This is a genomic window from Morganella morganii, from assembly GCF_041099235.1.
GTDB lineage: Bacteria > Pseudomonadota > Gammaproteobacteria > Enterobacterales > Enterobacteriaceae > Morganella > Morganella morganii_E.
In genome coordinates this window covers 49,036-71,478 of record NZ_JBFZSO010000014.1, presented here as the reverse complement: position 1 = coordinate 71,478, position 22,443 = coordinate 49,036, and the positions used below count along the sequence as shown (strand labels likewise).

Below are 22,443 nucleotides of genomic sequence, written 5' to 3'. Positions count from 1 at the left end.
GTTCCGTGTCAGTGGTGGCGCATTATAGACACTCGCTGAGATCACGCAAGTGTTTATTTCAACTTTTTTTCTGTTTGACACTTTTTTCACCACAACGGTGTTTTATCCGGCAAAATGCCGGTGATTTGCTTTAAATCTGAACAAACTCAGCAGCAAAGGCTTCAACCTGCTGCCAATCCGTGTATTCCACTTCTTTAGTGGTATCCGTTTCACCTTTCGTCATTTTCATAATCAGGCGGATCATCATCCGGTCAAACCAACCGTAACGCGGATACAGCAATGCCCCGGCGAATACCGTACTGACGGTCGGCTTCCAGGGTGTCGCCGCCAGGAACTTCCGGACATACACATTTGTCTCCGGTGTCCGTTTTTCCGGTTTACGGGCTGTCAGGTTCACACCGAAGAAAGCGGTTTTCATCTGATTCAGCTGCACTGCGTGCAACTTCGCGAATTTATCCAGCGCGCGGTTAAAGTGACCGTAGCGGATAGATGCCCCGATCAGAACCTTCTCATATGGTGCCAGATTCAGCGGCTGATTATCCTGCAAAGAGCGGACGTCACACTCCGCCCCTGCTTTGCGCAAATGCAGGGCAATTTCAGTAATGATTTTTTTTGTCTGCCCGTCATGGCCGGAATAAAGCAACAAGTACGACATGAAACACTCCGTTAATCACGCCAGAACGTCGGCGTCAGCAATACCAGCAAAGTAAAGACTTCCAGACGACCAAATAACATCGTCACGACAAGGATCCATTTCCCGCCCGGATTCAGGGTAGTAAAGTTCTCCCCCAGCGTTCCCAGCCCCGGTCCCAGGTTATTCAGTGTGGTGGCTATCGCAGAGAAAGCGGAAAATTCATCAACACCTGTCGCTATCAGTAACAGCATACTGACCACAAAGACCAGTGCATAGGCGGAGAAGAATCCCCAGACAGCTTCGATAATGCGTTCCGGCAATGCCCTGCGGCCCAGTTTGATAGTGTAAACCGCATTCGGATGCACAAGACGTTTCAGTTCACGTGCCCCCTGAAGGAACAGCAGCATAATACGGATAACCTTCAGACCACCACCGGTCGACCCCGCACATCCGCCGACAAATGCGGCACACAGCAACAGCATCGGCAGGAATAACGGCCATTTATAGAAACTGTCAGTAGAGAACCCGGCTGTTGTCGCCATCGAGACAACCTGGAAAAATGCCTGGTTGAGGGTTTGTCCCTCCGTAGCATAGACATCAAACTTCCACAAAACCAACGCACAGATCACGACCAGCACAAGCTGGAGGGAAATAAACATCCTGAATTCCAGGTCACGCCAGTAGACACCCAGGCTGCGTCCGGTCAGTACTGCAAAGTGCAGGCCATAGTTACAGCCCGAGATCAGCAGGAAAATGGCAATGATGGTGTTAATTGCCGGACTGTTAAAGTAACCGATACTGGCATCATGGGTGGAAAATCCGCCGATGGCGATAGTGGAAAAGCTGTGGGATATCGCATCAAAAACATCCATCCCCGCAAACCAGAGAGCAATTGCACAGACGATGGTGAGAAACACATAAATCAGCCAGAGCGTTTTTGCCGTTTCCGCAATCCTCGGGCGCATTTTATTGTCTTTCAGCGGCCCCGGCATTTCCGCCCGGTACAACTGCATTCCCCCGACACCCAGCAGCGGCAGGATAGCAACAGCCAGTACGATGATCCCCATCCCGCCCAGCCACTGTAACATCTGCCGGTAGAATAAAATCGCTTTGGGCAGAGTATCCAGACCGACCAGTGTGGTGGCACCCGTTGTGGTTAAGCCGGAGAATGATTCAAAAAACGCATCGGTCACCGACAGGTTCGGACGCTCAGAAAAAATGAAAGGTAATGCCCCGACACTGCCCAGCACCGTCCAGAACAACACCACTATCAGAAAACCTTCTTTCGGTTTTAACTCACTTTTTTTATTGCGGTTCGGGATCCAGAGCAACAGGCCGATAATCAGTGCCGCCAGGAATGTCTGACTGAATGCTTTACCTGCACCGTCTTTATAGATAAGCGCCACAATCCCGGGAATGATCATGGTGACAGAAAAAATAATGACGAGTAACCCGACAATACGGGTTATGGCGCGAAAATGCATTGCAGCAGAGTCCTCAGAAATCAGTTTCCGGTGGTGTCATCAGGGCATTTAAGCTCAAACATCCCCCGGCTCAGGTCACGTAATTTATCACTAACCTCACTCAGTAAGGTAGCAGGAATCGAAATACGTAACGTCACATCCGCACCGAAATCACTGTTGATTATCGTGCCGTCCACCTGCCGGACCACTAATTCTGCCTGGCTGATAAAACTGTAATCACAGGTTATTTCACAGATCACCTGCGGGATTTTGGTTTTCGTCACCAGCAGTTTCAGTGCCTGCTGAACGCCGCTGCCGTATGCACGGACCAGCCCGCCGGTGCCTAATTTTATTCCGCCGAAATAGCGGACAACCACCGCCGTAATTTCCCCGATTCCGCTGCCGAGCAGCGGTGCAATCATCGGTTTACCTGCTGTTCCGGTCGGCTCACCGTCATCGGAAAATCCCAGTTGCTGCGAATCATCGGGACGCCCCGCAACAAATGCCCAGCAATGGTGCCGGGCATCGGGATATTCATTTTTGACAGACTGAATAAATTGCTTTGCTTCATCCACCCCGTCCGTATGCTGCAACAGGGTGATGAAACGGCTTTTTTTTATCTCTTCAGTAAACATAACCGGCTCAGCCGGTATAAGGTACGATTTCATTACGACAGATTCAGATCCCGCGTCATATTTTCCACACTGTTGTCATGGATAATAATGTTATCTTCAATGCGGATGCCGCCACAAGGTTTAAACTGCTCAATACGTTTCCAGTCAAAGTGCTGACTGAACTTACCCTCACGCCACGGTGCCAGCAGAGACTCAATAAAATACAGTCCCGGCTCGATTGTCAGCACCATACGCGGCTCCAGAATACGGGTGCAGCGCAGGAACGGATACATTTCCGGTGCTGCCAGATGCTCACCCTGATCATTCTGCATAAACCCGGCAGCATCATGAACCTGAAGACCCAGCGGATGCCCCAGACCATGCGGCAGGAATGGTGTGGTTACCCCTTCACTGACCATAGCTTCTTCAGACATTCCGGTGATGATCTTATGTTTTTTCAGCAGCTTCGCGATTCGGTGATGCATCTGAATATGGTAATCGGTATAGCGGACTCCGGCTTTAATATCACTGATCAGTGACTGCTGCTCATCATTCAGATCAGAGACCAGTTGTGCGAAATCGCTATCAGCATCAGCAGCATACGTCCGTGTTAAATCTGCGGCATAACCATTGAACTCCGCACCGGCATCAATCAGGAAGCTGTGCCGTGTATGCGGTGCGTTTTTATTCAGTTTGGTGTAGTGCAGAACAGCGGCGTTTTCATTAATAGCAACAATATTGTCATACGGTACATCAGTATCACGATGGCCGGTTGCCATCAGATACGCCATATTGATATCAAATTCACTCAGGCCGGATAAAAATGCCTCATGGGCGGCAAGATGCCCGTTAACCGCCATTTTTTGTGCTTCACGCATACAGGCCAGTTCGTAATCTGTTTTATATGAACGATAAAACGCAAAGAAATCCAGCACCGCTTTCGGGTTAATATGACTGCTGCTGATCCCCAGCGCTGCGGCACGATCGGTATTCGGCCCGATATACGCAATGCGGGTTTTATCCTGTGATGCCAGCATGGAGGCAATATCACCGACATTCTTCAGATGGATAACCTCAACATCGTTTGTCCAGTAAGAAGAAGGTAACGCCTCGACACTGTGCCAGTAATCAACCGGAGAATAGAACCATAATTTCGGTTTATTCACACCGTCAGTCCACAGCCAGCAATGCGGTACATCAGTTACCGGCACCCACGCTTTAAAATGTACGTTACTTTTAAAGGGATAGTCACGATCATCGAGAAAAATGCGTATCGGTTCACCGGAGTGGATCAGTAACGAGTCCAGTTTCTCACGCGCAAGAATATCGCGGGTACGCTGTAATAATGTTGCGATGTGCTCACGGTAGAGGGATGCCATTTTTTCCATGGGAATTGACCTTTTTTCATTATGATAGTGACAAAAGCTTAGCATGATCTCCGCGATTATGGATATGGCAGGCTATGTCATCCCCGGTTATTTACCGGGAATCTTCGGCGCGTCACGACGTTTTTCTTTTCTGTTTCTGCATATTGAGACATTTTGCGTGATCTTCAGCGCAAAAAATCATCATTTCATTTGCTTTCGTTAACAAAAAAATCACAATTACCTCATCTGGTCATACCACATGGTGTTCTCATCCTTTACCGGAGCAATGCAATATTTAAGGAGAACCGTATGCTTTATCACAGTGAATCAATGAAGGTCAGCTGGGAAAAAGAAGGAATTGCAAAACTTGTTTTTGATGCGCAGGGAGCGATAAATAAACTGGATACCCGGACAATTGCCTCACTGGATGAAGCCGTTGCCTGCCTTGAACAAACACCACAGCTGAAAGGCCTGATTATTACCTCCGCCAAAGAGAGCTTTATTCTGGGAGCGGATATTACAGAATTTCTGACTCTGTTTAATGCGCCGGCGGAACAGCTGACTGAATGGCTGAATTTCGCCAACAGATTGTTTAACCGGATTGAAGATCTGCCCGTACCTACTGTCGCCGCACTGCGGAAATTCACACTCGGCGGCGGGTGTGAGTGCGCACTGACAACAGATTACCGGCTTGCCACTGACGATCTGCGTATCGGCCTGCCGGAAACCAAACTCGGAATAATGCCGGGCTTCGGCGGCTCAGTCCGCCTGCCCCGTCTGATTGGCTGCGATAATGCCCTTGAACTGATCACACAGGGAAAAATCGTGACTGCCGGTGAAGCACTGAAACTCGGTCTGGCTGACGGCATTGTGCAGGATGATGAACTGATTAACGGCTCACTGATACTGCTGGAACAGGCCATCAGTGGCCGGATGGACTGGCAGACACGGCGGCGGCAGAAAAAATCCGCGTTGCAGCTGCGTCCCGCAGAGTTACAAATGAGCTTTATCACCGCTAAAGCCCTTGTCCGGCAGAAGGCCGGAAAACATTACCCGGCGCCGATGGCGGCAGTAAACGGAATAGAAGCCGGAGCCGGACTACCGCGCGATGAGGCACTGCTCTGCGAAACCGCGCATTTTATACCACTGACCCGGACACTCACCGCCGGGGCTCTGGTTTCACTTTTCCTGAATGAACAATATGTGAAAGGCCTCACCCGCCGGCAGATCGCTTTACGTGACGCACCGGAACAGGCCGCTGTTATCGGTGCCGGTATTATGGGTGGTGGTATTGCTTACCAGTCAGCTTACAGCGGCATTCCGGTACACCTGAAAGATATTCAGCCTGCCGCCCTGCAGGCCGGTATTGATGAAGCCGTAAAACTGCTGGAAAAACAGTGTCAGTCAGGAAAAATGACCGTGGTTCAGGCCGCCGGGATACGTGCCGCTATCCACCCCGTCCGCCATGATAATGAACTCAGTGACTGCGATATTGTGGTTGAAGCGGTTGTTGAGAACAAGGCCATCAAACAAAAAGTGCTGGCCGATATTGAACAACAGGTCAGCGAACACTGCATTCTGACATCAAATACTTCTTCGATCCCTGTCAGTGAACTGGCTCAGGCGCTGAAACGCCCGCACAATTTCTGCGGAATGCATTTTTTCAATCCCGTACCTAAAATGCCGCTGGTTGAAGTGATCCGGGGAGAGAAAACCTCAGACGACACAATCGCCGCTGTGGTGCACTATGCCCACAAAATGGGAAAAACTCCGGTTGTGGTGGGAGATTGTCCGGGATTCTTTATCAACCGGGTCCTGTTTCCGTATCTGAACGCCTTTTCTCTGCTGGTCTCCGGCGGAGCGGATGTTAAAGCGGTTGACCGCGTGATGGAACAGGAATTCGGCTGGCCGATGGGACCGGCGCTGTTGCTCGATGTTGTCGGGCTGGATACCGCCAATCATGTACAGCATGTGATGGCTGAGGGCTATCCGGGACGGATGATCGTTGAAGAGCGCAATGTCATCAGTCTGTTTGCCGGGCTGAAACGACTGGGGCAGAAAAGCCGTCTCGGGTTTTACCGCCATACTGATGACGGTAAAGGCCGCCTGCAGAAACAGCCCGATGAACAGCTCGAAGAAGTACTTGCTCCGCTGGAACGCACGCCCCGTGACTTTACGGCAGACGAGATTATCGACCGCCTGATGATTCCGATGGTGAACGAAGTTATCCGCTGCTACGAGGAAGGCATTATCAGCAGCCCGGCCGAAGCAGACCTGGCACTGGTCTACGGCCTTGGTTTTCCGCCGTTCCGGGGCGGTATTTTCCGTTATCTGGATGATACCGGCACCCGCGCCTTCTGTGAAAAAGCAGAGCAATACCGCGCACTTGGTCCGCTTTATGTCATTCCGGACAGTTTGCGGGCTCATGCTGTTAATAACACTCCTTATTATCCGCAACCGGATAGTCACCCTGTTACTGCACAGTGAGGTTTATATGGAAAAAGTCATGATAATTGATGGTCTCCGCACCTCAATGGGCCGCTCCAAAAACGGTATATTCCGGCATGTCCGGGCGGACACACTCTCAGCCGAAGTGATGAGTGCAGTGGTAAAACGTAATAATATCAACGCTGGCGATATTGATGACATTATCTGGGGATGTGTGCAGCAGACCGGCGAACAGGCGTTTAATATAGCCCGTCATGCCGCCCTGCTGACAGATATTCCGCATACGGTGCCGGCGGTTACCGTTAACCGATTGTGCGGTTCATCTATGCAGGCCCTGCATGATGCTGCCCGTCTGATTCAGACCGGTGACGGCAAACTGGCACTTGCAGGAGGCGTTGAACATATGGGTCATATCCCGATGACACACGGTATCGATATCAATCCTGCTGCCGCACTGCACACCGCCAAAGCGTCCGGCATGATGGGACTGACAGCCGAAGCTCTGGCGCGGCAGTTTTCTGTCAGCCGTGAGTCACAGGATGAATTTGCTCTGCGTTCACATCAGCGGGCCGCACAGGCGTTCCGTGATAACAGATTCAGCCGTGAAATCCACCCGGTTCAGGGGCATAACCAGGCCGGAGTACCTGTCATTGCCACCCGGGATGAAACCGTCCGCGATAACGGCAGTCTTTCTGAGCTGGCCGCATTGCGTCCGGTATTTGATCCGGTCAGCGGTACGGTTACCGCCGGTAACTCCTCTGCAATTTCAGATGGCGCATCAGTAACTCTGCTGGCCGGGGAGCACTATGCACGTGAACATGGTTTATCTCCGAGGGCAGTGGTACGGGCGATGAGTGTTACCGGCTGTGAACCGGCACTGATGGGATACGGCCCGGTACAGGCAACACAGGCAGTTCTGAAAAAGGCCGGACTGACGCTGGCAGATATTGATGTTATCGAACTGAACGAAGCATTTGCGGCACAGGCACTTGCCTGCCTGAGGGGTATGGGATTATCTGACTGTTATGATGACAAAGTGAATCTGCATGGCGGCGCGATTGCTCTCGGGCACCCGCTCGGCTGTTCCGGCACCCGGATCATTAATTCACTGCTGACAGCCATGGAGCAGCGGGATGCACAGTTCGGTCTGGCGACGATGTGTATTGGTTTTGGTCAGGGGATAGCAACCTTGATTGAACGTGTCCGTGGCTGATCACTGAGAACGTTATAAATAACAGCGACGTTTTCTGCTTCGTCACACTGCACAATACGTCGCTGATACTGCTTTAACCGTTTAGCTGACCTGTTATCAGCATACTCCCGCCGTCAGGGGGCGGGATTTTCTTTAAATAAATTCGAACGCATCACCAAACAGGCGGCCGGCATCAGCACCACGCTCCTGGCAGAAACGCTCACGGGCGATTTTAGCCATTTCAAAACGACCGGCAATATAGATATCTTTTCCGGCCAGTGAACCAAAATCATCCAGAACCGCACTGAGCACAGTACCGGTTCGTCCGCGCCAGGTATCATCCGGCTGTTCAACAACAGGAATAATTTTCAGGTTCGGATGTGTTTCGGCGAGAGCCTGCAATTCACCGAGGTCATAGAGATAAACATGCTCTCTGGCACCCCAGTAAAACGTGATATCACGCTGCGGATTTTCTTCCAGTGCCGCCAGCAGAACAGAACGGGTGTAAGAAAAACCGGTTCCTCCGGCAATCAGGAGCATCGGTGCGTCACTGTTTTCCCGGAACCAGGCGTTGCCGTGCGGGATATCAATGGTCACCCGGCGGTTATCCAGGATCCGGTCCATCACCGCCATAGCATAAAGATTAAATTCGGATGCACCGATATGCAGCTCAATTTCCTGCCGGGATGACGGCGCGGATGCCATTGAGAACGGGCGCTTATCCCGTTCATCCATCACCACCATCAGATATTGTCCGGCTTTGAATGAAAAATCACCATCCGGTAATAATTTTATGCGGTATACCGTATCCGTTATAGATTCAACAGAGGTAACTTTGCAGTTTAACGTTGCCATGTGCTCCCTCAATTATCGAGAATATTTAATTCGTCCCATATGGCGTCAACACGCTGTCTGACTTCATCGGTCATAACAATCGGTTTGCCCCACTCGCGCGAGGTTTCGCCGGGCCATTTATTTGTTGCATCCAGTCCCATCTTCGATCCCAGCCCCGATACCGGAGATGCAAAATCGAGATAGTCAATCGGGGTATTTTCCATCATGACAGTGTCCCGGGCCGGATCCATCCGGGTAGTGATCGCCCAGATCACATCATTCCAGTCACGGGCATTGATATCATCATCGCAGACAATGACAAATTTAGTGTACATAAATTGCCGTAAATACGACCAGACTCCCATCATGACCCGCTTTGCATGTCCCGCATACTGCTTTTTCATGGTGACAACGGCCAGGCGGTATGAACACCCTTCCGGCGGCAGATAAAAATCGACAATTTCAGGGAACTGTTTCTGCAAAATCGGCACCAGCACTTCATTCAGGGCCACACCCAGCGTTGCCGGTTCATCCGGCGGACGGCCGGTATAGGTTGAGTGATAGATAGGTTCATCACGCTGGGTAATATGTGTGACCGTAAAGACAGGAAAATCATCCACTTCGTTGTAATAGCCGGTATGATCCCCGTACGGCCCTTCCGGTGCGGTTTCACCCGGCTCAATATACCCTTCAAGGATAATTTCAGCACCGGCAGGAACTTCCAGATCATTAGAAATGCATTTCACGACTTCGGATTTATTACCGCGCAGTAACCCGGCAAAAGCGTATTCGGACAAGGTATCCGGAACCGGAGTCACCGCGCCGAGAATTGTTGCTGGGTCAGCACCCAGAGCCACCGCAACCGGGAAGCGTTCTCCCGGGTGTGCCTGACACCATTCCTGAAAATCGAGTGCGCCGCCGCGATGCGATAACCAGCGCATAATCAGTTTATTTTTTCCCAGCACCTGCTGGCGGTAAATACCTAAATTCTGGCGATCTTTAAACGGCCCGCGGGTGACGGTCAGCCCCCAGGTGATCAGTGGTGCCGCATCATCCGGCCAGCAGTGCATAACCGGGATTTTTGTCAGATCCACGTCATTGCCGGTGAAAACATGCGTCTGACACGGCGCGGAGCTCAGCCGTTTGGTCGGCATATTGAGAACCTGCTTAAACTTCGGCAGCTTATCGATAAGGTCACGGAACCCTTTCGGCGGATCCGGTTCTTTCAGGAAAGCCAGCAATTTACCGACATCATGCAGTGCTTTGACATCCTCCTGCCCCATTCCCATCGCAACCCGTTTGGTTGTGCCGAACAGATTACAGAGCACCGGCATTGAATAACCTTTCGGATTTTCAAACAGCAATGCAGGGCCGCCAGCACGCAGTGTGCGATCAGCAATTTCCGTCATTTCGAGGTAAGGATCGACTTCAGTTTTGATCCGTTTAAGCTCGCCCTGACTTTCCAGAATGGTGAGAAAATCTCTCAGGTCCCGATATTTCATTATGTTATTAATCTGTCAGCAGGTGGAAGGGACTCCATTATAGGAATCCCGCCCACTGTTACAAGTACAGGGATCAGCAGCAGCGGAACGGAACCCGGTCTGCCAGAGCGCTGGTATCGAATTGTTCCGGGAATATTTTGTTGTGCTGAAAGAGTTTGAATCCTTCATTTTTGCCGCTGAAGTAGTGCAGCTCATTTCCGGTGATATGGAAGCCGCTACCTTCACGCAGCGCCACAACAATCTCATCCGGATTGATGGCACAGAATTCCGCAATCCGCTCATCACGGGTTTCCCCCATATGGCCGCTGATCACCGCGTCAATATAGTGAGGGTTAATCTGAACAGGGAACAGCCCCAGAGACGGCATCACCACGCAGTTACGAACCGGCATATCATTGGTGGTCCGGATACTCGGCGTGGCAACGTTACACCCGGCACTCCAGCCGATATACGGGATATTTCGTTCACGAACCGCGCGCTGGATCGGCACAACCAGGCCATTTTCATGCAGTAACTGATTCAGCAGCCAGGTATTTCCGCCGCTGACAAGAATACATTCCGCATTTTCGACAGCCTGAACCGGGGAATCAAAATGTTCGATACAGGTAACATCAATGCCCAGCGCTTCGGAAAGTTCACGGGCACGCTGGTCGTGATCAGCACGGATAACGGCATATGCAATCAGCACTGCAGAGCGGATCCCGCGGGTTTTTATCATTGTCCGGATGCGATCCTGTGCATAACTGAGCCATTGCGGGTTACCGGAAAGTTTGCCGTTACTGAGTAAAAAAATGTCCATCGACATTGCCCTTATTATTCTGTCATCATAAATATGATAATTAGTTTATAACTCATTAAATGACATCATTCTACGGTAAAAAGCAACTCAAATAAGGGACTGAATTCACACTCATTTGTCTTAAATCGCCATTTGTTGCATTCATAGTAAAACAAATTTGTTATTATCAGGCTTTATATAAGCCCCGTTTGTGTTGGATAGCGTAATGAAGGATTGGTATTTATTGTACTGCAAACGCGGACAACTTCCGCGGGCAATGGAACATTTGCAGCGGCAGCAGGTGGAATGCCTGACACCGATGGCAAATATTGAAAAAGTGGTTCGCGGCAAACGTGTGACGGTCAATGAGCCCCTGTTCCCGAATTACCTGTTTATTTCTTTTGATCCCGAAATTATTCATACAACCACGATTAACTCAACGCGCGGCGTCAATCATTTCGTCCGTTTCGGACCGCTGCCTGCGGTTGTTCCCGCATCATTGATTGAAGAGCTGAAAAATGCCGAATGTATCAGCCTGTCGGAGCAAAATGTTCCGCAACCAGGGGATATTGTGGAAATCACCGAAGGGATGTTTAAAGGCCTGGAGGCAATTTATCAGGAGCCGGACGGTGACACCCGTTCGGTGCTGCTGCTGACGCTGATCAGTAAAGAGCTGACTAAAAAAGTGGATAACACCAGCTTTATCCGGAAACTCTGAGTATTTTCCGCCTCCCGGAAACAAAAAACCGCCTGTTGTTAAGGCGGTTTTTACCTGAAGCAGTATAGCGTTACTCTTCGGCTTCTTCATCCTGCGGTTGTTCTTTACTGCGCGGTACATAGAAACGGGCAAAGAACACACCGACTTCAAACAGCAGATACATCGGGATAGCCAGCAGCGTCTGCGAGAATACATCCGGTGGTGTCAGCAGCATCCCCACCACAAAAGCCCCGACCAGAATATACGGCCGCTTCTGCTTCAGTGAGGCAACGGTCGTCGCACCGCTCCAGCACAACAGAATAATGGCAATCGGCACCTCGAAGGAGATACCAAACGCCATAAACAGCGCCATGACAAAGCTGAGATAGTTATTAATATCTGTCGCAATGACCACATCCTGCGGTGCTGTCGAGGTAAAGAAACCAAACGCCAGCGGGAAGACAACAAAATACGCAAATGCCATCCCCATATAAAACAGCACAGTGCTGAAAAACAGCAGCGGCATTAATAACCGGCGTTCATGCTTATACAGCGCGGGTGCGATAAAAGCCCAGACCTGATACAGAATGTACGGTGCCGAAATAAAAATGGAGACCATGATGGTCAGCTTGATCGGCGCCAGGAACGGTGATGCAACATCCGTTGCGATCATGTTCGAGCCCTGCGGCAGTTTGCTCACCAGCGGCGAGGATACCAGCTGATAGATATCATTTGAGAAATACGCCAACGCAACAAACACAACAAAGACTGCAATCAGGCTGTTGAGAATGCGTTTTCGTAATTCGATTAAATGAGTGATCAGCGGTTGCGTGTCTTCAACAGCCATAACGTACTTTTACCGTAATCTATTAATGTTTCTGTGAATCTGACGCAGCAGCAGTTACCGGTGACGGTACAGATTCTGTGTCACTGATTTCCGGTGATGGCCGGGCCGGGATTTCTTCTGCAGCCACCGGGGATGGGGCTGCCGGAGCCGGATTTTCCGACGCCGGAGAGCCGGCTGATGCCGGACGGGCAGACGGGATGTCAAGTTCCTGGTCAGCCAGTGCTTCCGGGTCGAGCTGCTTTTTCAGTGTATCCACCGGTTCCTGATAAGAGCGGCGTAATGTATCTGCTGCTTCTTTCAGTTCATCCATCGATGCCTTCAATTCAGGTGAAATGGCTTTACCGGCCTGCTCTTCCATTTTTTTCAGGTTATCCTGCAACTCCTGAAGTTTGAGTTCCTGGGTCAGCTCATTCTGCACATTGGCAGCCATTGAACGCATCACACGGATCCAGCCGGCTACTGTTTTCACAGCAACCGGAAGGCGTTCAGGTCCCAGAACCACAAGTCCGATAACCAATACTAAGATCAGTTCACCAAAACCGATGTCAAACACGGGTTATACCTGCTCTTTGTTTTTATTCTCTGGCTGCTCAGCTGAATCAGCTTTCTTTTCTGCGATATTTTTTTGTTCAAAATCCGCGTCTTTTCCGGATGTTGTTGTATCTGCTTTATTCTGATCTTCATCACCGATAGCTTTTTTAAAGCCCTTGATGGATGCGCCTAAATCAGATCCCAGGGTACGGAGTTTGTTTGTTCCGAACAGGAGTACAACAATCACAGCAATAATTAACAATTGCCAAATATTAATACCGGCCATTAGTTTTACCTCAAATTGATATGGACCTACTTACTTCATTATATACAACCACAGCCGTATACGGAAATACACAACATAGGTTGAAACTTTGCTTTAACTCAATCTTTACTTCATTTTACCGGATTGCCACCATCCTGTTACCCAGGTGAGCGCACCAAAAAACATCAGCACCCATGGTGCAACCGGTGCACCGGCCAGATAAAACAGCCCGGCACAGATAAATAACGTCGCTCCGATGCCCAGGGAGAAATTCGCTTTCCGCTGAGCGGCCTGCTGCTGTTTCATCTGCTCTGCCAGCCGCTCAACACCGGACTGCAGACGGCGCTGCTGCTTAAGACTGTCATACACCAGTTCCGGTAATTCCGGTAGTTTTTCTGCCCAGAACGGTGCTTTTTCTTTGATACTGCGGATCACGGCTTTCACGCCAATCTGACTTTTCAGCCACGACTCAAGGAATGGTTTCGCGGTTTTCCACAGATCCAGCTGCGGATAGAGCTGGCGTCCGAGCCCCTCAACATACAGCAGGGTTTTCTGTAATAAAACCAGCTGCGGCTGAACTTCCATATTAAAGCGCCGGGCGGTATTAAACAGATTCAGCAGCACATGACCGAAAGAGATTTCTGCCAGCGGTTTTTCAAAAATCGGTTCACACACCGTACGGATAGCAAATTCAAAATCTTCCACATTGGTATCCGGCGGCACCCATCCGGAATCCACATGCAACTCAGCCACTTTACGGTAATCACGGTTAAAGAAGGCAATAAAGTTTTCCGCGAGATATCGCTTATCTTCTTTATTCAGTGAACCGACAATACCGCAGTCGATACCGATATACTGAGGATCGTCCGGATGCTCACGGCTGACAAAAATATTACCCGGATGCATATCCGCATGGAAGAAACTGTCGCGGAAAACCTGCGTAAAGAAGACCTGAACGCCACGCTCAGCTAACAGCTTCATATTAGTGCCCTGCTCATGCAGAGCCGCAATATCAGAAACAGGAATGCCGTAGATACGCTCCATGATCAGCACATTTTCACGGCAGAGATCCGGATAAACCTCCGGCACATAGAGCATCGGGCTGTTTTCAAAATTACGCCGCAGCTGAATGGCATTAGCCGCTTCGCGTTGCAGATTCAGCTCATCCAGCAGTGTTTTTTCATACTCACGGACAACTTCTTTCGGCCGCAGTCGTCTGCCGTCCGGTAACAGGGGAACCATGTTCGCCAGGCGGTACATCAGATGAATATCGGCCTGAATCACCGGCAGGATATCCGGACGGATCACTTTTAGTACCACCGCCTGTCCGTTTTCTCTCAGAACCGCAGTGTGCACCTGAGCAATCGAGGCGGATGCCAGCGGTGTGATGTCAAAATCATCAAACCAGGTTTCCACCGGCCCTTCCAGGGCATCTTCAATGGTTTTTTTTGCCAGATTGCCGTCAAATGATGAAACGCGATCCTGCAGCAGCGCCAGCTGGTCAGCAATGGCCGGCGGGAACAGATCCCGGCGGGTGGAAAGCATCTGCCCGAACTTTATCCATACCGGTCCCAGCTCCTGAAGCGCCAGACGCAGACGCTCACCCAGCACTTTGTCTTTATGCTTGTTCGGCATCCAGAACAGTGAACGGCGCCAGAGGCGGATAGCCCAGCTCAGGCGGTTTTTGGGGATCAGCTCATCCAGCCCGTAGTTCAGGAGGGTACGGATGATAAAATAGAGGCGTTTTATTTCACTCGGTCTCATACCCGCTCCCTGTTCTTTTTTCCAGACGGGCAAGGCGCGCCTCAAGTTCATCTGCGGTTTGTGCGGCATCCGCAACTTCATCACAGAAATGAGCGGCTTCCAGCGCGGAAGGAGCAAGCGCCCACTCACGGGTGACCGCACCGGTCAGATATTCCTGCTGGCGGCATACCGCCCGACGGATAAACTGCCCGCCTTTTACGGCAATCTGAGTCAGTGTCTGCGCGGCAATATCACCGGTATACGGTGCCAGATAATGTGCCGGATCCCATTCCGCCATATCCAGCAGCGCTGAAAAGTGCTGAATGACCTGCATATCGCCGTCAATAATGACATCACCCTGCCGGATAAGTGCAGAAAGCTGTTGTTTATCCTTCAGTTTCAGCAGAGTGAGAAAACGGGTTTGCAGCACACAGTCCGCCGGGTCTTCCCAGCGGGAAATCACATCCAGCTGCTTTTCACTGAAGATCAGCGTGAACTGCATATCCGGCTCTGTCAGCCGGAGAGTCAGTGTTTTGCCGGTCAGACGGGCGCGGGCCGGTTTCAGTACCGTTTCGCTGTACAGCAGCCGGTTGAGTACCGTTTCCAGAAATCCGGCAACCACAGGATAAAGTGCCTGCGGACTGACAGGAGACGGGATATTTTCTGCAAACGTATCGGCCATATCAGAATTTGAATCCTTTATGCAGCGCCACAATGCCGCCGGTCATATTGGTATAGGAAACATGCTCAAATCCGGCATTTTCCATCATGCCTTTCAGGGTTTCCTGATCCGGATGCATACGGATAGATTCGGCAAGATAGCGGTAGCTGTCCGCATCATTCACAACCGCCTGCCCGATACGCGGCAGCACGTGGAAGGAGTATGCGTCATATACTTTACTCAGCGGTTCAATCACCGGTTTGGAGAATTCCAGCACCAGCAGACGACCGCCCGGTTTTAACACACGGAACATGGAGCGGAGTGCTTTGTCTTTATCAGTGACATTACGCAGCCCGAAAGAGATGATGATGCAGTTGAAGTAATCATCCGGGAACGGCAGTTCTTCGGCATTCGCCTGAACATAATTCACATTGCCGACAACCCCGTGGTTACGCAGCTTTTCCCGGCCCATTTTCAGCATGGAGTCGTTAATATCCGCAAGGATCACTTGCCCGTTTTCGCCGACCATACGGGAGAATTTTGCAGTGAAATCACCGGTTCCGCCGGCAAGATCCAGCACCCGCTGACCACGGCGGACACCACTGGCATCAATAGTAAAACGTTTCCAGACACGATGGATGCCGAAAGACATCAGGTCATTCATCAGATCGTATTTTGCGGCAACAGAATGAAAGACGTTTGCCACCATACCTGCTTTTTCGTTTCTGTTTACAGTGCGAAAACCAAAATCGATTGTATCCCGGGATTGCTCTTCCATTCTCTTCTTGCCTGTTTTGCCTGTGTGCATGAATTAGTGATCGGAAAAGTGTATCAGCCTTTACCGCAAAACCCTATGCCCATTGTGTTGTTCTGCGAAATTAGCCGCCACCTCCGGCGGTTCATCCCCAGCGGTATCCTGCTGTTCACTGAGACGGGCTTTCTGCACCAGAATTTCATCCAGCGGGCGTTTTACCTCAACGCCCAGCTCACGGAAGCTTTCTGCCTGTGACAACAGATTTCCGCGGCCGGTGGTCAGTTTTTTCATCGCCCCGTGGTACGTGCTCTGGGCTTTATCCAGCGCCTGGCCGATGCCGTCCATTTCCTCGGTAAACAGGCGAAGTTTGTCATACAGACGGGCGGCACGCTGTGCGATCGCCTGACTGTTTTCATGCTGATGTTCATAACGCCAGAGATTGGCGATTGTCCGCAACGCCACCAGCAATGTTGACGGGCTGACCAGCATGATATTGCTTCTGAGGGCTTCGTCCAGTAACACACTTTCCTGCCCGACCGCTGCCAGAAATGCCGGTTCGACAGGGATAAACATCAGTACATAATCCAGCGAGTTAATCCCGCTGAGATCCTGATATTCTTTGCGGCTCAGGCCGCGGATATGCTGACGCACAGAGTTGATATGTTCCGTCAGTGCCGCCTGGCGGGTTTCCGGAGTGTCGCTGTTGAAATAACGTTCATAAGCCACCAGCGACACCTTGGCATCCACAATCACCTGTTTGTTCTGCGGCAGGTAAATCACCACATCGGGCTGATAACGGCTTTGTTGTTCATTTTTCAGACTGACCTGGGTGGCAAATTCATGGCCCTCGCGCAGACCGGAGGCTTCAAGAATACGGGCAAGGATGGTTTCCCCCCAGTTACCCTGCATTTTATTGTCGCCTTTCAGGGCATTGGTGAGATTGACTGCTTCCTGCGCCATCCGCAGATTAAGCTGTTGCAGGCGCTGAATTTCATGTGTCAGGGTGTGGCGTTCGCGGCTTTCCTGGCTGTAACTTTCCTGTACCTGCCGGTTAAAGTTATCCAGCTGTTCACGGAAGGGACGCAGCAGCATGGACAGACTCTGGCGGTTGAGTTCATCTGTCCGGCGGCCGCTCTGTTCAAAAATACGGGCGGCCAGGTTTTCAAACTGAGTATTCAGCCGCTGCTCACTGTTAAGCAGCAGCCGCTGTTTTTCTTCGGCGGCCAGGCGGCTTTCTTCCAGCCGGGTGGCCAGCTCACGGATTTCCGCTTCCTGCTGTGCGCTGATATGACGGGCATTTTCCAGTGACTGCTCACTCTGCTCCCTGGCCTGCTGCCAGTATGCAGCCTGACGCCGGGTTTCATCCAGCAGAGCCAGTTGCGCAATATTATCCTGTAACAGCCGGTTTTTGTCCGCCAGCCGCTGTTGCAGACTGAACCAGACCACACCGCCGCCCAGCAGAATACCGCTCAGAATGCCGATAAAACCATAAAGCCACTGAATATCCACGATGGCCGTCTCCTCCGCGAGTCACTTACGCCGCTTACGGTAAAATAGCACTGTACAGATGTCCACTGTCTTTTTACTGTCCGCCGTTTTTTTCGGCGCGTCACGCAAAAATCAATGTAATCCGGTGAAAATGCGGCGCTATCCGCCCATCAGTCCGGCCATCCATTTCAGCCCGAACGCGCCGGGGGCCAGCAGGCCGAATGCCCAGATCACGGCAGAAGACAAGTTCGCCAGCTGAAAATGACGCTGCGGCATCGCGCAGATCCCGGCCACCAGCGGTACCACGGCACGGAACGGCCCGAAGAAGCGCCCGAAGAAGACACCCCATATTCCCCATTTTTCAAAGAACTGATGCCCTCTGACCAGGGTTTGCGGGGAGCGTGAAATCGGCCACATATGACGGACATTGTCCTTGTAGTAGTAGCCGATGTAATAGGAGATCCAGTCGCCGAAAAAGCCACCGGTGGCCGCCGCGAGGAAGACCGGCAGAAAATTCAGCCCGCCTTCCCCGATCAGTGCCCCGACCCCGAGCAGAATCACCGTTGCCGGAAACAACAGGGAAAGAAATGCGAGAGATTCACCGAATGCCAGCACGAAAACAATCGGCAGTGCCCAGAACTCATGTTCACGGACAAACGCGGTGACGGTGGTGATAATATCTGCCGGTGCCAGAAAATCCCCCTTACTGTCTGATCTTATTCAAGGAAATGGTTGCGGATTTTGTCGCGGACTGCTGTTGTCAGCCCGATATCTTTCGCCAGCCAGGTATCAATACTGCCATAATGCGAATGAATGCTTTTCAGTGCAGTATTCAGGAAATCAGGCTGTACGGAGTAAACATAGGCGAATTTCTCCACCACCGCTTCCGGCATATTTTTCGCGTGTTCCGCCAGAAGTTCATGGCGGTAAGGTGCCAGTGTGTCATTGGTCAGCAGGTAATCTTCCATCACCATATCGGTATCCGCGCCGAGTGCAAACAGCACCAGTGCCGAGCCCACACCTGTCCGGTCTTTGCCGACCGCACAGTGCTGCACAATGCCGCCTTTTTCCGGGTTGCGCAGCATATCACCGAGTGCATGATACGCCGGGTTGCCCAGCGGCAGCAGTTCATAGAGGCGCAGCATAAAGGCTTTCGGGTCAAACTCCGTCAGCGCTTCATTGCCGAGCTTCTCAAGGTTAGCATCCACTTCCTTTGACATCGGATTTGCCGGTGCGTTCGTGTACAGAGCGCCATTCCACAGACGGTCCGGTTTATCAGCAATTTCACCACTGTCGCGGTAATCCAGGATCTGAAACAGATTCTGCTCTGTCAACCGGGTTAAGTCGTTGTCGCTCAGGCGATCCAACGCCCCGGCACGGAACAGAAGGCCGGGTTTGATTTTACTGCCGTCCGGCAGCACTTTGTTTCCCAGGTCACGGAAATTGATCCCGCCGTCGAGCGGCAGTACGGAAGGATGCGGTAATGGCTGTCTGGTCATTGATACCTCTTTATCATTATTATCAGTATGTTCGGCACGATCACTGTATCAGATTTACAGAATGAATGATTAAAAAAAAGCCGCACCACCGGAAAACCCGGCGATACGGCTTGATTCATGAAACCGGTAACGATCAGATGAGATGACGGGCGGCTTCCACCACAATATCCAGGGTATTGGATTCGGTTTTCTTCATCTTCGCTTCGTCAGGAATTTCCTGCTGGGTACGGTTAACGATAACGCCCGCAACCATCCCGGCACGCAGTCCCTGGCTGGCGCACATGGTCAGCAGTGTGGCGGATTCCATTTCAAAGTTCATCACGCCCATTTCCTGCCACTCTTTCATTGATCCTTTGAACCGGCGGGTCACACGGCCGCTGAAGGTATCATAACGCTCCTGGCCCGGATAGAAAGTATCAGAAGAAGCGGTCACACCAATATGAACTGTTGCTTTGGCTGCTTTCGCTGCATTTACCAGCGCGGTGGTGCATTCAAAGTCAGCCACGGCCGGGAATTCCATCGGCGCAAAGTGCAGGCTTGCACCATCCAGGCGCACGGCAGCCGTGGTCACAAGGACATCCCCGACATTAATGTTTTCCTGAATTGCACCGGTGGTACCGATACGCAGGAATGTGCGGATCCCCAGCTGTGCCAGCTCTTCCACCGCGATAGAGGTAGACGGACCGCCGATACCGGTTGAGCAGACGATGACCGCTTTGCCGTCCAGTTCGCCGCGCCATGAGGTGAATTCACGCAGAGACGCGAGATGAACAGGGTTGTCCATCAGGCGGGCAATTTTTTCGACCCGGTTCGGATCGCCCGGTACGATAGCCAGCGTCGCACCCTGTAAATCTGCTTTAGTCAAACCTAAATGAAATACATCAGCCATCCTGAACTCCTTAGCGAAAAAATGATTATTGAGGACACTGTAGCGTGTCACCACACAAAATTTAGTGATTATTATCACTTCATTGATACGCAACGATGAATCAATTACATAAAAATGCAATTCACATCACACAAACAGCGGTTTATGCTGAAAATGTCGCCGGACTGCTCTGTGAAAAAGAAAAACACAGGTTGATTTTTTATCCGCCTCACTCTACTATCCGCACCATTCCGGTACGCGATGCGTGCTGACCTGTCACTTTCAGAACGTAAGGAGGTTCATATGACAACATTACTGTGCACTCTTTGCGGGCTCTTGCAGAACTGATTATCACACCGGTATTACAACGTTATTTCCCCGTATTACCCGTCCCTGTTACCTCTCTGTTTCTTCCTGACTGCCCGCCATAAACCAGAATTTTCACTATTTTCCGGAATGGATTATGGGCAATTATATGCATTTTGTCGCGCCGGGCGTCTCTTATATCGCCTCTGATGCGACGTGGATCGAAAGTAACGCGATTCAACAACTGATCACCACCGCACAATTACCGGGTATGACGGCGGTTGCCGGTATGCCGGATCTGCATCCCGGCAGAGGCTATCCGGTGGGTGCGGCATTTTTCTCTGAAGGCCGTTTTTATCCCGCACTGGTCGGTAACGACATCGGCTGCGGTATGGCGCTGTATCAGACTGAGCTGAAAATCAGCAAACTCAACGCGGACAAAGCCGAAAAGCAACTGCGCAGCATGCATGACCATGCAGATGCAGACTGGCTGGCAGAGCATGTGAGCGATCACTTCGCTTCACATCCGTTTGCCGCCTCTCTGTCTTCTGTCGGCGGCGGAAATCATTTTGCTGAGTTTCAGCAAATCGATAAAGTCTGTGATGACGGGCTGTTTGCTGCGTCCGGGCTGGATAAACAGCGTGTGATACTGCTGGTTCACAGCGGTTCACGCGGGCTGGGGCAGATGGTTCTGCGTCATCATGTTGAGCAGTTCAGTCACGACGGGCTGACAGAGAACACGCCGGAAGCGGCGGAATATCTGGCCGCACATCAGCAGGCGCTGGATTTTGCACAACACAACCGGGCGCTGATTGCGCTGCGGATGATGCAGCAGCTGCGTACCAACGGTGAGGTGGTACTCGATATCAATCACAACCTGGTGGAAGCCTGCACGGTGAACGGCCGTGACGGCTGGCTGCACCGGAAAGGGGCCACCCCGGTGGCTCATGATTATGTGGTGATCCCCGGCTCGCGCGGTGATTACAGTTATCTGGTGAAACCACAGGCAACCGCTGACAGCCTTTACTCTCTCGCGCACGGCGCGGGACGTAAATGGATGCGCACCGAGTGCAAAGGACGCCTTTCTCACCGCTATACCCCGGCACAGTTATCCCGCACCGATCTCGGCAGCCGGGTGATCTGTGCCAGTAAGCAGCTGATTTATGAGGAAGCACCGCAGTCCTATAAATCCATTGAAACAGTGATTGAAAGCCTGTCAGGTGCCGGGCTGATTACCGTGGTGGCACGGCTGAAACCACTGCTGACCTACAAAACGAGCGGAGAGTGCTGCTGATGTTATTACAGTTTTCTGCCGCTCACGGCCCTGAGGAGTGCTGTCTGGCGGTGAAGCACGCTCTGCGTCTCTTTTTGCAGGAGGCCGCACAGTCATCGGTCACCGTGACCATTGCGGAGGAAATGCCGTCACCGCACGGCCTGCATTCCGCCCTGCTGTCACTGGACGGAGAGCATGCGGATACTCTGGCGGATCGCTGGTGCGGGACATTGCAGTGGCAGTGTGCCAGCCCGTTCCGCCCGAAACACCGGCGTAAAAACTGGTTTATCGGCATCCGCCGTTTTACTGCGCCGCAGGCGGTATCAGACAGTGAAATCATCTTTGAACGTCTGAAATCACAGGGACCGGGCGGTCAGCATGTGAATAAGACTGAATCCGCTGTCCGGGCCACGCACATTGCCACCGGTATTACGGTTAAAGTGCAGTCTGAACGCAGCCAGCACGCCAACAAAAAACTGGCCTGCCGCCTGATTGAATGGCATCTCAGCCAGTATCAGCAACAGCAGTCCGCATCACTGAACGGCGAGCGTCACCGGTCACATCACCAGATCGAACGCGGCCGGGCAACACGCTGTTTCAGCGGGCCGGATTTCCGTCCGCTCCGCTGACAGTACGTAACACAAAGCCGGTCATCACTGACCGGCTTTTTTCTTCTTTT

Annotated in this window: 22 protein-coding genes; 5 read left to right on the top strand and 17 right to left on the bottom strand. The window is 51.6% G+C overall.

Annotated elements, in window-relative coordinates:
• Nucleotides 1-130: 130 nt before the first annotated feature.
• From hemG to pepQ, 4 genes are read right to left on the bottom strand one after another with little or no spacing between them, the layout of a single operon-like run.
• A complete protein-coding gene (gene hemG / locus AB7038_RS17060) occupies nt 131-655 on the bottom strand; it encodes a menaquinone-dependent protoporphyrinogen IX dehydrogenase (protein ID WP_368890265.1) in 525 nt (174 codons plus the stop codon).
• A gap of 11 nt (nt 656-666) precedes the next feature.
• Nucleotides 667-2,118 carry a Trk system potassium transporter TrkH gene (gene trkH / locus AB7038_RS17055; protein ID WP_025154668.1) on the bottom strand — a complete coding sequence of 484 codons (1,452 nt, stop codon included), beginning with the start codon at nt 2,116-2,118 and terminating at the stop codon, nt 667-669.
• A gap of 20 nt (nt 2,119-2,138) precedes the next feature.
• On the bottom strand, nt 2,139-2,765 hold the full coding sequence (locus tag AB7038_RS17050; RefSeq protein ID WP_369453695.1) for an IMPACT family protein: 627 nt from the start codon (nt 2,763-2,765) through the stop codon (nt 2,139-2,141).
• Complete coding sequence (gene pepQ / locus AB7038_RS17045) at nt 2,765-4,099, bottom strand: Xaa-Pro dipeptidase (RefSeq protein WP_369453694.1); 1,335 nt, start codon at nt 4,097-4,099, stop codon at nt 2,765-2,767. Before pepQ ends, AB7038_RS17050 begins: the two co-directional genes overlap by 1 nt.
• 288 nt (nt 4,100-4,387) lie before the next feature.
• On the opposite strand from pepQ, the gene fadB reads away from it, so the two are divergent.
• Both fadB and fadA read left to right on the top strand, forming a co-directional pair.
• Nucleotides 4,388-6,565 carry a fatty acid oxidation complex subunit alpha FadB gene (fadB, locus tag AB7038_RS17040; protein ID WP_369453693.1) on the top strand — a complete coding sequence of 726 codons (2,178 nt, stop codon included), beginning with the start codon at nt 4,388-4,390 and terminating at the stop codon, nt 6,563-6,565.
• 7 nt (nt 6,566-6,572) lie between these two features.
• Nucleotides 6,573-7,739 (top strand): acetyl-CoA C-acyltransferase FadA, encoded by a 1,167-nt coding sequence (gene fadA / locus AB7038_RS17035; RefSeq protein WP_369453697.1) that lies wholly within the window; start codon nt 6,573-6,575, stop codon nt 7,737-7,739.
• 132 nt (nt 7,740-7,871) lie between these two features.
• On the opposite strand, the gene fre is transcribed toward fadA, so the two are convergent.
• The 3 genes from fre to pepE form a co-directional block, all read right to left on the bottom strand.
• Entirely contained in the window at nt 7,872-8,573 is a 702-nt protein-coding gene (gene fre, locus AB7038_RS17030; RefSeq protein ID WP_201893446.1) for an NAD(P)H-flavin reductase, read from the bottom strand.
• 8 nt (nt 8,574-8,581) lie between these two features.
• Nucleotides 8,582-10,054, bottom strand: coding sequence for a 4-hydroxy-3-polyprenylbenzoate decarboxylase (ubiD, locus tag AB7038_RS17025; RefSeq protein ID WP_214179481.1), 1,473 nt, complete (start codon nt 10,052-10,054; stop codon nt 8,582-8,584).
• 73 nt (nt 10,055-10,127) lie between these two features.
• A complete protein-coding gene (pepE, locus tag AB7038_RS17020) occupies nt 10,128-10,853 on the bottom strand; it encodes a dipeptidase PepE (RefSeq protein WP_369453692.1) in 726 nt (241 codons plus the stop codon).
• A 205-nt stretch (nt 10,854-11,058) separates the two neighbouring features.
• Between pepE and rfaH the strand changes: the two genes are divergently transcribed.
• Nucleotides 11,059-11,550 (top strand): transcription/translation regulatory transformer protein RfaH, encoded by a 492-nt coding sequence (gene rfaH / locus AB7038_RS17015; RefSeq protein ID WP_072872464.1) that lies wholly within the window; start codon nt 11,059-11,061, stop codon nt 11,548-11,550.
• A gap of 70 nt (nt 11,551-11,620) precedes the next feature.
• Here rfaH and tatC read toward each other — a convergent pair whose 3' ends face one another.
• From tatC to udp, 10 genes are all read right to left on the bottom strand, one after another.
• Nucleotides 11,621-12,376: a Sec-independent protein translocase subunit TatC gene (gene tatC / locus AB7038_RS17010; RefSeq protein ID WP_072872463.1), complete on the bottom strand. Its 756-nt coding sequence runs from the start codon at nt 12,374-12,376 to the stop codon at nt 11,621-11,623.
• A gap of 22 nt (nt 12,377-12,398) precedes the next feature.
• Nucleotides 12,399-12,929 carry a Sec-independent protein translocase protein TatB gene (tatB, locus tag AB7038_RS17005; protein WP_368890262.1) on the bottom strand — a complete coding sequence of 177 codons (531 nt, stop codon included), beginning with the start codon at nt 12,927-12,929 and terminating at the stop codon, nt 12,399-12,401.
• Between the two features lie 3 nt (nt 12,930-12,932).
• Nucleotides 12,933-13,193: a Sec-independent protein translocase subunit TatA gene (gene tatA / locus AB7038_RS17000; protein WP_369453691.1), complete on the bottom strand. Its 261-nt coding sequence runs from the start codon at nt 13,191-13,193 to the stop codon at nt 12,933-12,935.
• Nucleotides 13,194-13,298: 105 nt separating this feature from the next.
• Nucleotides 13,299-14,936 carry a ubiquinone biosynthesis regulatory protein kinase UbiB gene (gene ubiB / locus AB7038_RS16995; RefSeq protein ID WP_072872461.1) on the bottom strand — a complete coding sequence of 546 codons (1,638 nt, stop codon included), beginning with the start codon at nt 14,934-14,936 and terminating at the stop codon, nt 13,299-13,301.
• The gene (locus AB7038_RS16990) at nt 14,923-15,597 is read right to left on the bottom strand and encodes an SCP2 domain-containing protein (protein ID WP_368890260.1); all 675 of its coding nucleotides are present in this window, start codon (nt 15,595-15,597) and stop codon (nt 14,923-14,925) included. Before AB7038_RS16990 ends, ubiB begins: the two co-directional genes overlap by 14 nt.
• A gap of 1 nt (nt 15,598) precedes the next feature.
• Nucleotides 15,599-16,354 carry a bifunctional demethylmenaquinone methyltransferase/2-methoxy-6-polyprenyl-1,4-benzoquinol methylase UbiE gene (gene ubiE / locus AB7038_RS16985; protein WP_004238233.1) on the bottom strand — a complete coding sequence of 252 codons (756 nt, stop codon included), beginning with the start codon at nt 16,352-16,354 and terminating at the stop codon, nt 15,599-15,601.
• 60 nt (nt 16,355-16,414) lie between these two features.
• Entirely contained in the window at nt 16,415-17,794 is a 1,380-nt protein-coding gene (gene rmuC / locus AB7038_RS16980) for a DNA recombination protein RmuC (RefSeq protein WP_439958108.1), read from the bottom strand.
• Between the two features lie 183 nt (nt 17,795-17,977).
• A complete protein-coding gene (locus AB7038_RS16975; protein ID WP_072872458.1) occupies nt 17,978-18,511 on the bottom strand; it encodes a DedA family protein in 534 nt (177 codons plus the stop codon).
• Nucleotides 18,512-18,534: 23 nt separating this feature from the next.
• Nucleotides 18,535-19,317 (bottom strand): tyrosine-protein phosphatase, encoded by a 783-nt coding sequence (locus AB7038_RS16970; RefSeq protein WP_349467948.1) that lies wholly within the window; start codon nt 19,315-19,317, stop codon nt 18,535-18,537.
• Nucleotides 19,318-19,450: 133 nt separating this feature from the next.
• Nucleotides 19,451-20,206 carry a uridine phosphorylase gene (gene udp, locus AB7038_RS16965; RefSeq protein WP_004238238.1) on the bottom strand — a complete coding sequence of 252 codons (756 nt, stop codon included), beginning with the start codon at nt 20,204-20,206 and terminating at the stop codon, nt 19,451-19,453.
• Nucleotides 20,207-20,648: 442 nt separating this feature from the next.
• Between udp and AB7038_RS16960 the strand changes: the two genes are divergently transcribed.
• Both AB7038_RS16960 and prfH read left to right on the top strand, forming a co-directional pair.
• Nucleotides 20,649-21,785: an RNA ligase RtcB family protein gene (locus AB7038_RS16960; protein WP_368890258.1), complete on the top strand. Its 1,137-nt coding sequence runs from the start codon at nt 20,649-20,651 to the stop codon at nt 21,783-21,785.
• Complete coding sequence (gene prfH, locus AB7038_RS16955; RefSeq protein ID WP_369453690.1) at nt 21,785-22,393, top strand: peptide chain release factor H; 609 nt, start codon at nt 21,785-21,787, stop codon at nt 22,391-22,393. The genes AB7038_RS16960 and prfH overlap by 1 nt, the downstream gene beginning before the upstream one ends.
• Nucleotides 22,394-22,443 lie beyond the last annotated feature (50 nt).